The sequence below is a fragment of the Aeromonas sobria genome, assembly GCF_050266975.1.
In the GTDB taxonomy this organism is placed as follows: Bacteria; Pseudomonadota; Gammaproteobacteria; order Enterobacterales; family Aeromonadaceae; genus Aeromonas; species Aeromonas sobria_B.
In genome coordinates this window covers 39,751-52,336 of the sequence record NZ_JBKISU010000009.1, presented here as the reverse complement: position 1 = coordinate 52,336, position 12,586 = coordinate 39,751, and the positions used below count along the sequence as shown (strand labels likewise).

11 protein-coding genes are annotated in these 12,586 nt (G+C 64.1%); 4 read left to right on the top strand and 7 right to left on the bottom strand.

All coding sequences use genetic code 11. From position 1 onward, the window contains the following. The first annotated feature begins 111 nt into the window (after positions 1-111). The 4 genes from arcB to ACLHZ1_RS06980 all read left to right on the top strand — a co-directional run bounded on the left by arcB (position 112) and on the right by ACLHZ1_RS06980 (position 6,713). Entirely contained in the window at positions 112-2,427 is a 2,316-nt protein-coding gene (gene arcB, locus ACLHZ1_RS06995) for an aerobic respiration two-component sensor histidine kinase ArcB (protein ID WP_427261510.1), read from the top strand. Between the two features lie 52 nt (positions 2,428-2,479). Then, a complete protein-coding gene (gene dgt / locus ACLHZ1_RS06990; RefSeq protein WP_427261509.1) occupies positions 2,480-3,841 on the top strand; it encodes a dGTPase in 1,362 nt (453 codons plus the stop codon). A 299-nt stretch (positions 3,842-4,140) separates the two neighbouring features. Then, the gene (locus ACLHZ1_RS06985; protein ID WP_041998408.1) at positions 4,141-4,344 is read left to right on the top strand and encodes a DUF1127 domain-containing protein; all 204 of its coding nucleotides are present in this window, start codon (positions 4,141-4,143) and stop codon (positions 4,342-4,344) included. A gap of 395 nt (positions 4,345-4,739) precedes the next feature. Beyond that, complete coding sequence (locus ACLHZ1_RS06980; protein ID WP_427261508.1) at positions 4,740-6,713, top strand: HAMP domain-containing methyl-accepting chemotaxis protein; 1,974 nt, start codon at positions 4,740-4,742, stop codon at positions 6,711-6,713. A 78-nt stretch (positions 6,714-6,791) separates the two neighbouring features. Here the strand turns inward: ACLHZ1_RS06980 and rfaH are convergent, their stop codons facing one another. The 7 genes from rfaH to ACLHZ1_RS06945 form a co-directional block, all read right to left on the bottom strand. Continuing rightward, positions 6,792-7,292: a transcription/translation regulatory transformer protein RfaH gene (gene rfaH / locus ACLHZ1_RS06975; protein ID WP_427261507.1), complete on the bottom strand. Its 501-nt coding sequence runs from the start codon at positions 7,290-7,292 to the stop codon at positions 6,792-6,794. Positions 7,293-7,387: 95 nt separating this feature from the next. Next, complete coding sequence (gene metQ / locus ACLHZ1_RS06970) at positions 7,388-8,188, bottom strand: methionine ABC transporter substrate-binding lipoprotein MetQ (protein WP_427261506.1); 801 nt, start codon at positions 8,186-8,188, stop codon at positions 7,388-7,390. Positions 8,189-8,214: 26 nt separating this feature from the next. Next, on the bottom strand, positions 8,215-8,868 hold the full coding sequence (locus tag ACLHZ1_RS06965; protein WP_427261505.1) for a methionine ABC transporter permease: 654 nt from the start codon (positions 8,866-8,868) through the stop codon (positions 8,215-8,217). 77 nt (positions 8,869-8,945) lie between these two features. Next, positions 8,946-9,989: a methionine ABC transporter ATP-binding protein MetN gene (metN, locus tag ACLHZ1_RS06960; protein WP_408797294.1), complete on the bottom strand. Its 1,044-nt coding sequence runs from the start codon at positions 9,987-9,989 to the stop codon at positions 8,946-8,948. A 251-nt stretch (positions 9,990-10,240) separates the two neighbouring features. Further along, positions 10,241-11,485: a tetratricopeptide repeat protein gene (locus ACLHZ1_RS06955; RefSeq protein WP_427261504.1), complete on the bottom strand. Its 1,245-nt coding sequence runs from the start codon at positions 11,483-11,485 to the stop codon at positions 10,241-10,243. A gap of 11 nt (positions 11,486-11,496) precedes the next feature. Continuing rightward, positions 11,497-12,132 carry an energy transducer TonB gene (locus tag ACLHZ1_RS06950; protein WP_427261503.1) on the bottom strand — a complete coding sequence of 212 codons (636 nt, stop codon included), beginning with the start codon at positions 12,130-12,132 and terminating at the stop codon, positions 11,497-11,499. 15 nt (positions 12,133-12,147) lie between these two features. Next, a complete protein-coding gene (locus ACLHZ1_RS06945) occupies positions 12,148-12,555 on the bottom strand; it encodes an ExbD/TolR family protein (RefSeq protein WP_041998428.1) in 408 nt (135 codons plus the stop codon). Positions 12,556-12,586: the final 31 nt, after the last annotated feature.

The window sequence follows — 12,586 nt, the reverse complement described above, 5'->3', positions numbered from 1 at the left end:
GGGCCAGCTCACAAAGGGGGAGGGCCGAACGCAATAAAACCAGAGGCGAGGCAAGTGTTCCGGGGCGGCTGCTGGTATTCTGGGGGGCACTTGTGGGGAGAAAACAACGAGATGAAGCAGATTAAATCCTGGGCCCAGTATTATGTGGATCTGATGACCAAGTTGGGGCTGGTGCGTTTCAGCATGTTCCTGGCCGCGGCCATCATAGTGTTGGCTGTCTCCATCCAGATGGGGGTGACCCTGTTTCTGCGCGGCACGGTCGATGTGGTCGATCTGGTGCGCTCCGTCTTCTTCGGCCTGCTGGTGACCCCCTGGGCCGTCTACTTTCTCTCCATCGTGGTGGATCAGCTGGAGGACTCCCGTCAGCGGCTGAGCCGCATGGTGCGCAAGCTGCAGGAGATGCGCGAGCGGGACATGGAGCTCAACAGCCAGTTGCAGGAGAACATCAGCCGCCTCAACGCCCAGATCGCCGAGACCAACCGGGCCGAGACCCTGCGCCAGCAGGCGATCGAGGATCTGGAGAACGAGGTGTTCCAGCGGGAGAAGGCCCAGCTGCACCTGGGGGAGCGCACCGCCCTGCTGCGCTCCTTCATCGACTGCTCGCCGGATCTGGTCTATTACCGCAACGAGGACGAGCAGTTCTCCGGCTGCAACACCGCCATGGAGCAGCTCACCGGCCGGGTCGAGGCGGAGCTCATCGGCCTCACCCCGTTCGACGTCTACAAGCAGGACATCGCCAACAAGGTGGTGGAGACGGATCGCCAGGTGTTTGCCAGCAACGAGCCCATGACCTATGAGCAGTGGCTCGAGTACCCGGATGGGCGCAAGGCCTACTTCGAGCTGCGCAAGGTGCCCTTCTTCGACCGCTTCGGCAAGCGGCTCGGCCTGCTCGGCTTTGGCCGCGACATCACCGAGCGCAAGCAGTACCAGGACAAGCTGGAGAAGGCGAGCCGGGACAAGACCACCTTCATCTCCACCATCAGCCACGAGCTGCGCACCCCCCTGAACGGCATAGTGGGCCTGAGCCGCATGCTGATGGACACCCAGCTCACCCCGGCCCAGCACAAGCAGCTCAACACCATCCACCTGAGCGCCGTGACGCTGGGCAACATCTTCAACGACATCATCGATCTCGACAAGTTCGACCGGCGCCGGCTGGAAATCGTGCCGACCCCCATGGACCTGCCCGCCTTCCTCGACGAGCTGGAGACGCTGTCGCGCATTCAGGCGGAACAGAAGGGACTCTATCTGCACTTCGATCGGGATGGAGAGATGCCGCAATTCGTGATGGCCGACGGCACCCGGCTGCGCCAGGTGTTGTGGAACCTGGTGGGCAATGCGGTCAAGTTCACCGACGAGGGGGGGGTGACCATCCGCTGCCTCGCCCACGAGGCCGAGACCCAGGGCAGGCTGGCCCTGCACTTCGAGGTGGAAGATACCGGCATCGGCATACCACGCGCCCAGCAGGAGAAGATCTTCGCCATGTACTATCAGGTGCAGGGCAAGCAGCACGCCACCGGCACCGGGATCGGCCTTGCCGTCTCGCGCCAGCTGGTGCAGGCCATGGGCGGCCAGCTCCATGTGGACAGCGATGTCGGCGAGGGCGCCTGCTTCACCGCCGAGCTGGAGGTGGCCTGCGTCGAGGCCGCTCCCGAGCCCGAGCTGCCCGACAGCGATCTGCGCCTCGACATCCTGCTGGTGGAAGATGTGGAGCTCAACGTCACCGTCGCCTGCGCCCTGCTCGGCAAGCTGGGGCACCAGGTCAGGGTGGCGCGCACCGGTGGCGAGGCCATCGCCATGGCCAACCCGGATGATTTTGATCTCATCTTGCTCGATATCCAGCTGCCGGACATGACGGGCTTCGACGTGGCGGCCCGGCTGCTGGAACGCTATGGGGAGAGCCTGCCCCCCATGGTGGCGCTGACGGCCAACGTCACCGGCGATCGCCACTATTACCTCGAGCGCGGCATGCAGGATGTGATCAACAAGCCGCTGCGCTCCCAGGCGGTGCGCGCCGTCATCGCCCACCTGTTCGCGGACCTGGCCGATGAGGAGGCCGACGCCGCCAGCGAGCAGGCCGAACAGAACGACTGGCTGGATCTGGGCTTTTTGACCGACTACGCGGACACGGTCGGCAAGGGGGTGCTGATCTCCAGCGTGGATCTGTTCGAGCAGATGATGCCGGACTACATGGCGGTGCTCGACTCGAACATGACGGCCCGGGACCAGGCCGGGGTGGTGGAGGAGGCGCACAAGATCAAGGGCGCCGCCGGCTCCATCGGTCTGCGTCGCCTGCAGCAGCTGGCCCAGTTGATCCAGAGTCCGGATCAGCCCGCCTGGTGGGAGAACGTGGAAGACTGGATTGAGTCGCTACGCCGTGCCTACCCGGGTGACATCGCCCGCCTGCGCGCCTGGTTGCAGGCATGAACCCCAAGCCATGACGGCGCACCCAAGCGAGGGAGCCCAGAGGAGTGAGCCCATGTACCAGACCCTGATCCCGCCCCTGCGCATCGTCTCCAGGGGGGAAGAGAGCCTGCTGGCGGCGACCGAGTTCGATCGGGCCCGGATCGTCCAGGCGGCCCCGGTGCGCCGCTTGCAACAAAAGACCCAGGTGTTCCCGCTGGATGTGAAAGCCTCGGTGCGCAGCCGGCTGACCCACTCCCTGGAGGTGCAGGAGACGGGGCGCCAGATCAGCCGCCGCATCCTGGGGCACTTGCCCGCCGAGGCGGTCTGCCCCTGGTCCTTCATCAATCTGGTGGAGATGGCCTGCCTGCTCCATGACGTGGGCAACCCTCCCTTCGGCCACTTCGGGGAGCAGGTGATGGGGCAGTGGCTCGGCGAGCAGCTCGATCCCCTGTTTGCCACTGCCGTGGGGACGGCGAGCGAGCAGTGGCCGCGGCTGCGGGCCGATCTGCTCGGCTTCGATGGCAATGCCCAGAGCCTGCGGCTGGTGCACAGCCTGCACGAGCTCAACCTCACCCTGGGCCAGCTGGCGGCCCTGTGCAAGTATCCCCAGCAGCAGGATCTCGCCGCGGGCCAGGCCCAGCACCACGGCTGGGCGGCCAAGGGGGGCATCTTCTTCAGCGAACAGCCCCTCTACGCCCAACTTAGCCAGCGCCTGGGCCTGGCGCCGGGCTGCCGCCATCCACTGGTCTATATCATGGAGGCGGCGGACGACATCTCCTACTGCATCGCGGATCTCGAGGACGCGGTGGATCGGCGGATCCTGAGCCAGAGCGAGCTGATCCAGGCCCTGGCCAGTGCCGACGAGGGGGAGTACATGCAGGCCCTGCTCGGGGAATCCAGAGAGGGCAGCGAGGGATTCTTCCCCCACTTTCGCCAGCGACTGACCGAGGATCTGGTGGCGCTGGCGGCCCGGACCTATCTGGCCGAGCATGACGCCATCTTGCAGGGCCGCTATCCCCAGGCTCTGCTCAGCGGCCAGGCGCCGGCGGCCAGGGTGCTGGACACCCTCAAGCGGGTGGCGCGCGAGCAGGTGTTCATGCGTCCCGAGGTGGAGGCCCTCGAACTGGAAGGTTACGCCGCCCTGCGGGGGGTGTTGTCGACCTACGCCTGTCTGCTGGCCCTGCCCGAGAAGCGCTTCTCCCGGCTGCTGGCGGGGGCGGGGGGAGCGGATCTCTTCTTCGCCCGTCGCCTGTTTCACCGCCTCTCCGCCCGCCATCTCAAGGCATACCGGTTGGCGGTGGCCAGCCCGGATGCCCGCTTCCTGTGCCACGCCGAGCAGGAGTGGTATTACCGGGTGCGCCTGCTGCTCGACTATGTCAGCGGCATGACGGACACCTATGTGCTGGAAGAGTACCGACTGCTGTCTGGGATCTAGGATGATCCCTTGCCGCCCTCCCCAAATGGGGGGCGGGTGGTGAGGGCTGGCTTGTATTGAATTCGGTGCTTTTTTACACTTCCGACACTTGTTCCACTTTTCACCCATAAGGAGACGAATATGCAACATTCAATGGTCAACGTTGCGACTCAACACGGCGCCTGCCGTGAGTCCGTTCGTACTCTTTTGCCGCGTGGAGTGAACAGGTAACCCTGTCACCATTTATCACCCGCGGTTCTTCCGCCGGGTGAATGTCTCCGCTCTTCGGGAGGGCCGCAAGGTTCAAACGGAGAGATCTTATGTCTATCGAACTGACCCTGCTGCGCGGTGCCGCGCGCCTGATCGCCTATCGTATTACCCGCATCGAGCAGCGCCGTACCCTGCTCAATCTGTCCCCGGCCCTGCTCAAGGATATCGGACTGGAAGGGCAGGCGGTGCAGGTCTCCCACCTGCGGGAGCGGGAATATCAGACCGGCTTTCGGCTTGGGACGCGAATAACCTGATGGGTGGGGGCCTGGCCCCCATACCATCACCCATTGCTTACTCTGGGCGGGCCGTTGGCCCGCCTTGCCGTTTCTTTTCCCGCAGCAACTTTCTCTCATGACGTTGTTTCGTCGTCCGACAAGTGAAAAGCGTGCCGTGTCGTGGTGGTCACACCGCCTTGTCGTTTGGCCCTTTGCAGTGATTTTCCCTCATGACGCGTCCCCGTCGTCCGATAAGTGAAATAAGTGAAAAAGCGCGCCGTTTCATGGCGGTCACACCGCAGCGCCAGTGTGATACGCTCGCATGCCGACACGGCCGGGAGGGCATGAAGCCTTCCCCCCACTCGCACCCGGGCGTGTGGTGACCGGCCCTCTCAATTCGGAGCCAAGAGGTTCCCTGCGGAACAAGGATGTTTATGAAAATTGCCGTCAAACTGTTGCTGGCCTTCGGCTTCGTCAACCTGCTGATCCTGCTCTCTGCCGTGCTCATCTCCCATCAGCAGCATCAGATCGCCGCCTCCGAGCAGGCGCTGATGCGCCAGGCCCTGCCTGCCTTGCAGCGGGACGAGGCGAGCCAGCAGGCCCTGGTAGCCACCGTCTCCTCCCTGCGGGGTTATCTGATCCTGGGGGCGGATCCCGCCCAGGGGGAGCGGCTCAAACAGGAGTGGCAGCAGGCCTGGCTGCGCATCGAGGGTCAGACCATGGCCCCCCCATTGGCCGAGGCGCTGTCCGCCTTCAAGGCGAGCCAGCAGCGGGTGTGGGATCTGGCCCACACGGATGACAACCTGCCCGCCCATACCCTGATGTTGCAGGAGGCCGGCCCCCTGGCGGAGGCGGCCCTGGATCAGCTGCAATCCTTCACCAACGAGGAGGTGGCGACCGAGGAGATCGGACTCTCTGGGGACAGACGCCGCCTGCTCAAGCAGGTGGGGGATGCCTACAACGGGCTCTCCAATGCCCTCTCCGCGCTGCGGGATTACCTCATCTCGGGGGAGGATGACTATCGCCAGAAATATCTCGACTATTACCAGTTCCACCGGCAACGGGTGCAGGAGATAGAGGGGCAGGCGACCCATTTCACCGAGGCGCAGCGGACGCTCTGGGGTCTGTTCGAGGAGATGTCGACCCCCTTCGGCGAACTGGTCGATCAGGTGATCGCGGCGCGCCGGGCCCCGGACTGGAACCGGGCCAATCATCTGATGGCCCATGAGGTGGAGCCCGAGTTGCTGCGCCTGGGCAGCCTGCTGGCGGATCAGGTCCGTCAGACCCATGCCGAGGTCGACGGCATGGGGGAGCAGATGGAGAGCGCCAGCCGCCGCATCCGCACCATGCTGATCGCCTCCACCCTGGGGGTGCTCCTGCTCAGTACCCTGGTGGCGCTCTGGCTCAGCCGCCATCTGACCGGCGACATCCAGCGGCTCGAGCGCCGCGCCAGCCTGGTGGCGTCCGGCCGTCTGCCGGCCGAGCCCTTGCCGATGCGGCGCGGGGACGAGCTGGGGCGGCTGACCGGCTCCCTCAACCAGATGTCGGCCCAGCTGCGCCAGCTGGTGGCCGATATTCAGGGGGCGGTCGCGCAAGTGGAGGGGGTCAGCGGCGAGGTGAGCGGCACCACTCGCACCCTGGTCTCGGACCTTGCCAGTCAGCATCTCAGGGTGGATGAGGTGGCATCGGCCATCGATCAGATCTCGGTGACCAGCCGGGAGGTGGCCGGCAACATCGCCCAGGCCGCCAGCGCCGCCACGGCGGCAGAGAGCCAGAGCCGGGCGGGGGAGCAGGCCCTCGGCCAGATGGTGGGCACCATGCAGGCCATCTCCACCATGATAGGGGAGGCCAATGGCGCCATGGCGCGCCTCAGCGCCCAGAGCGAGCAGGTGGGCCGCGTCACCGAGGTGATCGCCACCATCGCCGAGCAGACCAATCTGCTGGCGCTCAATGCCGCCATCGAGGCGGCGCGGGCCGGGGAGCAGGGGCGCGGCTTTGCCGTGGTGGCCGACGAGGTGCGTCAGCTGGCCAGCCGCACCAGCCAGTCCACCGCCGAGATAAGCCAGACCATCGCCAGCATACAGCAGCAGACCCGGCAGACGGTGGCGACCGTGAGCACGGGCACCCGGCTGGTGGAGGAGGGGCGCGGCGCGGTGGAGAGCGTCAGCCATACCCTGCAGGGGGCCATCGATCGGGTGCAGGCGCTGAGCGAACAGCTGGGGGCCATCGCCACCGCCACCGAGCAGCAGTCGCGCACCGCCCGTGAGGTGGCCGGCGCCGTGGAGGAGATAGCCGGGCTCAGCCATCAATCCAGCCACCATGGCCAGCAAGGGGAGGCGATCGTGACGCGCCTGGCCCAGGAGACGAGCCGCCTCAGCCAGGCGATCAGCCGCTTCACCCTGCAGTGAGCGGTGCCTTTGGGCGCCAAAAGAGCGCCCCGCAACCTGAGGTGGCGGGGCGCTTTATCTATGGGCGTCAGGCAAGGATCAATCCAGCCGGCGAAACGCCAAGTTATCGAAGCTGCTGCTGGTCTCCTGATTGAGCAGGTTGACCAGCAGGATCGCCCGTTTCGCGCCGTCCGGCTCCAGGTAGATGGCCTCGAATCCGGCCAGGGGGCCAGATTCGATAAGTACCTTGTCACCCTGACTCGGCAGGCAAGCATAGCTGGCTCTCGCCTCGTCGCTGTCATCCTTGCTCATCAGCTGGTACACCAGCTGGCTGCAGATGGGGGTCCACTCCCGTCCGAAGTGGATGATGCGACTGATGCCCCGGGTGGACTTGAGGGTCACCGGGGTCACCTCCTCGAGATCCACAAAGATAAACAGGTAGTTCGGGAACATGGGTTCGCGGACGGGGACGCGCTTGCCACGGCGCAGCTTCTCGACCTCCACCATGGGGTAATAGGATTCAATGCCCTGAGCCGCCAAATGGGCTCGGGCACGCGCCTCTTCCTTGGGCTTGCAGTAGGCCAGATACCATTGTTTCATGCTGATTGTTTCTTGTTGTCGTCGTGCTCAGGGCTATGATAGCGGCAGAGACGAAAAAGGCCACGCTGACGTGGCCTTTTTGCCTGGAGAGCCGCTTACCAGCCCTTGACCAGACCCTCTTTGAACAGGGTCATGCCTTTTTGATAGACCTCGTCGGTCTGGAATGCCTGCACGAACTGCTTGACCTTCTCGTCATCCTTGTTCTCTTCACGAGAGACGATCAGGTTGACGTAGGGGGACTCCTTGTCTTCGACGAACAGGCCGTTCTCGGTCGGGGTCAGCCCGATCTGACCGGCGAAGGTGTTGTTGATGATGGCCAGATCCACGTCTTCCAGGGAGCGGGGCAGCTGGGCGGCTTCCAGTTCGACGATCTTGAAGTTGCGCGGGTTGGTGGCGATGTCCAGCACGGTCGCCTCCAGGCCGGCGCCCTCTTTCAGGGTCAGCAGACCCTGCTTCTCCAGCAGGATCAGGGAGCGACCCAGGTTGGTAGGATCGTTGGGCACCGCTATCTGGGCGCCATCTTGCAGCTCGCTCAGGGCCTTGATCTTCTTGGAGTAACCGGCAATCGGGTAGACGAAGGTGTTGCCGACCGGCACCAGCTTGAAGCCGCGATCACGGATCTGGGCATCCAGGTAGGGTTTGTGCTGGAAGGCGTTGATGTCGATGCTGCCATCGTTCAGGGCCACGTTGGGGGTGACATAGTCGGAGAAGGTCACCACCTCGACGGTCAGGCCAAACTTGTCCTTGGCAACCTTGGCGGCGGTCTCAACCAGTTCGGTCTCGGGGCCGGCGATGGCGCCAATCTTCAGGGTCTTGCTCTCTTCCTTCTGGCCGCAGCCGACCAGTACCAAGCCAGCCAGCAGAGCCGCCGCGATGGATTTAATGGCTAATTTCATGAAAACCTCCTGTTAGAAATCGACGTTTAGCGATGATCGCATTTGTTGACCAGGCGCTCACCTGCGCTCTGGATGAGTTGAACCAGTACCACCAGAATGGCCACGGTCACCAGCATGACGGTGGGATCGAAACGCTGGTAGCCGTAACGGATCCCCACGTCTCCCAGGCCGCCCCCCCCGATGGCACCGGCCATGGCGGAGTAGTTGACCAGGGTCACCAGCGTGATGATGACGCTGTTGAGGATGCCGGGCAGGGCCTCTGGCAGCAGCACCTTGGTGATGATTTGCAGCGGCTTGGCGCCCATGGCCTTGGCGGCCTCGAGCAAGCCGTCCGGCACCTCCATCAGGGCCCCTTCCACCAGACGGGCGATGAAGGGAACGGCGCCTATGGTGAGCGGCACTATGGCGGCTATGGTGCCGATGCTGGTGCCGACGATGAGTCGGGTCAGCGGTATGATGGCGACCAGCAAAATGATGAAGGGCACGGAGCGACCTATGTTGACCACGACCCCCAGCAGGCGGTTGAGCACCGGATTGGCCAGGATCTGACCCGGTTTGGTCACGTAGAGGGCGACCCCCAGGGGCAGGCCGAGCAGGCAACCGAACAGGGCGGAGGCGGACACCATGATAAGGGTGTCGCCAAGGGCCGTGATGAGCAGATTAATCATGGCGTCGGACATGACCCGTTACCTCCAGCTGAATGGGATTGTTGAGCAAGGCGTGCGTCTGAGTGGCGCCAGGGGCCGTGAACAGCGGACTAGTCATGGCGTCGGACATAACCCATTACCTCCAGCTGTATGTGGTTGTCGATGAAGAACTGTTGCGTGGCCTCGCACTGGGCCTCGTCGCCGAACACCTCGGCCAGCAGGAAGCCGAACTTGACCCCCCCCGCGTATTCGATGTCCGCCGCCAGTATGCTGACGTCTATGTTGAAGCGGCGGCTCGCCTCCGAGATGAGCGGGCTGTCGACGCTGGCGCCGGTGAAGCCGAGCTTGAGCAGCGGATAGCTGTCGGGGACCCGGGTTGGGGTCATCCTGTCCTGATACTCCTGGGGCACGTCCAGGTGGATGGTGGAGTGGATGAAGTCGCGGGCCAGCTGGGTCTTGGCGTTGCTGAAGAACCAGGCCACTTCCCCCTGTTCGATCAGGCTGCCATCGCTGATGATGGCCACCTCGTCACAGATCCCCTTCACCACATCCATCTCGTGGGTGATCAGCAGTATGGTCAGCCCCAGCTTGACGTTGATCTCCTTGAGCAGGGTCAGGATGGAGCGGGTGGTCTGGGGGTCCAGGGCCGAGGTGGCCTCGTCACACAGCAGCACCTTGGGGGCCGGTGCCAGGGCGCGGGCGATGGCGACCCGCTGCTTCTGCCCGCCGGAGAGTTCGGACGGATAGGCATGGGCGCGGGCTTCGAGACCCACCAGGGCCAGCAGCTCCAGCACCCGGGCCTGGATGCGGGCCTTGTCCCATCCCGCCAGCTCCAGCGGGAAGGCGATGTTGGCGGAGACGGTGCGCGAAGAGAGCAGGTTGAAGTGCTGGAAGATCATGCCGATCTGGCGGCGGGCCTGGGTCAGCTCGCCATCGCCGAGGGCGGTCAGGTCTTGGCCATCGACCACCACCTGGCCGTCGGTGGGCCGCTCGAGCAGGTTGACGCAGCGAATGAGGGTGCTCTTGCCGGCGCCGGAGGCACCGATCACACCGAAGATTTTGCCTTGGGGTACATGCAGGCTCACATCACGCAGGGCGTGCACGGCGTCACTGCCTTTACCGTAGACTTTGTTGAGGGCATTCAACTTGATCATGGATTCTTCCGTGCCAAAGCCTTAAAGCACAGGGCGCTACAGGCGGGTAAGTTGGGCAGAGGTTACACTGGGTTTGCTCTGTCATCATGGTTGATGATGCTAAGATGTCTGGATGGCTATGTCAACGTGTGTTTTTACGTCTAGACGTCTAAAACCTGGATCTCCCTCGCCACGAACCGGCAATGAAAAAAACCGCTCCGAGGAGCGGTTCTGGTCATCCGGGCCGCGTCACGGGGCGCGTCCCCCTCGCCTCACTGGGTCTGGCTGTCCTGCGCCTGCGGGGCCTGCTCCTTGAGGAAGCTGATCCAGGGGGTGGCACGACCGCTGACCTGGCCATTCTGGGCGGCCTGGGTGAAGGCGGTGAGCGCCTCCTTGGGCCGGTTCTGCTCGAAGTAGGCCACCCCGGTCAGGAAGGTGAGGTCGGCTCGCTGCAGCGCGCTGGCATTGCCCGCCGGCTTGCCCGCCAGGGCCACCAGATCCTGATAGCGCTTGCTCTGGATCATCATGCGCGCCATCTTGAGCTGCAACTCGGCGTTGGGCGCCTGGCGGTAGGCCGTCATCAGGGTATCGATGGCCGGGTTGAGCTCCTTGGCCTGATGCCAGTAGTTGGCCAGGGTCTTGAGGTTGGCCACGCTGCGCTCCACCTTGCCCTCCTTCATGGCCTTCTCCAGCACGCGGGCGCCGCGGTGGGGAATGCCGGCGAAGGCGAGGTAGTTGGCCAGGCGCAGCAGCTCGGCCTGCTCGGTCAGCATGCCGAGCCGGTAGGCGCCCTCCAGGGCGGCCAGCGCCTTGGCATCATTGCCCGCCTGCATATACATGGCCGAGAGCTGGGTCCAGTACTTCTTCTTCTCCGGGAACATGCCCACCAGGGTGGTCAGTACCTCGGTCGCCGGCTTGTACTGTTTCAGCTCGTAGTGCGCCCCCATCTTGAGCAGATACCAGGACTCGGGGGCCTTGCCGGCGGAGAGACGGATGGCACTGTCTACCGCCGGAATGGCCTCCCGGTACTGCTTGAGCTGGACATGGGCGTTGGCCAGGGTGATGTAGGCATGGGGGGTGGGCTTGTCATCCTTGCCAAGGCTGGCGAACCACTGCTTCATGGTTGCCACCGATCCCTGGTAGTTGCCCTCGGCCATGTAGAGCTGGGCCAGGTTGTAGCGCACCTGCTGGGCCACGGGCTGGGGCAGGCCGCCGGTGGCAATGGCAGCGGCGAAATACTTGGTCGCCTTGCCATATTGCTCCTGCTGCGCCGCCAAAAAGCCCAGGGTTTGCAGTATCACCCCCTTGTCATAGACCTTCTCCCCGGCCCCCGAGAGGGCATCTTGCAACTTGGCATTGGCTTCGCCGTACTGCTTGGCGGCGATCAGCTCCTGGGCCTTGTTGACCGCGCGGTAGGCGCGGTCGGAGAGGGCGGGTTGTTCGGCGGCCCAACTGGCGGTGCTCATCAACACGGCCAGGGCGACCGGGGCCAATATCCCCTTGTGTAACTTGTTCATCGCCACCTTCCTTAGTTGACCGCGAATTCGATCTCTTGCCGCATGCGACTCGCTTGCGGCTTGCCATCGACCATGGCGGGTTTGAATGTCCACTTGGCCACCGTCTTGCGCGCCTCCTTGCCGAGGTCATAGCTGCGGGGCTGCTCCTTGACCACGCGCACGTTGCTGACGGTGCCCCGCTCGGTGACGGTGAACTCCAGCAATACCTTGCCCGAGGCCAGACCCGCGAGGGCGGCCTTGCGCGGCATCATGGGCTCGAAGGTGGCCAGGGGGATGGCGCCATTGTTGCCTCCCATGCCACCGCCGCCACCCCCTGTGCTGTAGGCGCCGAGGGCGTTGCCGCCGGCGATGTTGACCGGCAAGTCCAGCTTGGGCATGTCCATGGCCATGGTTTGCATCTGCGGCTTGTCCGGGCTCGACACCTCCATCTCGGGTGGGGGGGGCGGGCGCTTGGGCGGCGGTGGCTTGGGCAGTTCTCTCTGTTTCTCTTGCAGCGTCTCCTGGGGCTTGATGCGGATGAAGTCGACCATGCTGACGTCGTCTTGTTCCAGCAATTCCCGGCGCTCCTGGTTGACCAGCTTGTCCATTCCCCAGAACAGGCCGAATACCACCAGGAAGGCGGCTGCGAAGGATATCAGGTATCTCATTGGTGACCCCTGGCATCAGCCTTCTTTATTGGCGGCGATGGAGATGTTCTGCACCCCGGCCATGCGGATCTGATCCATGACTTCCACCACGATACCGGACCTGGATTCGGTATCGGCCTGGATCACCACGGCGCCCTCCGGGTTCTCGGCACGCAGCCGCTCGATGTTGGCACGCACGGCGCCCACCTCGACCTGGCGCTTGTCGACCCAGACCTGACCGTTCTCACGCACGGCCACCATGATGTTGCCCTTCTTGACCGTCTCGGCGGTGTTGGCGCTGGGGCGGTTGATCTCCACCCCGGCCTCCTTGACGAACGAGGTGGTGACGATGAAGAAGATCAGCATGATGAACACTATGTCCAGCATGGGGGTCATATCGATCGCCGCCTCGTCTGCGCTGCTCGCGCTGTGACGCTTTCTCATAGCAAAAACTCCTTGCTTGTACCGGGTGGCC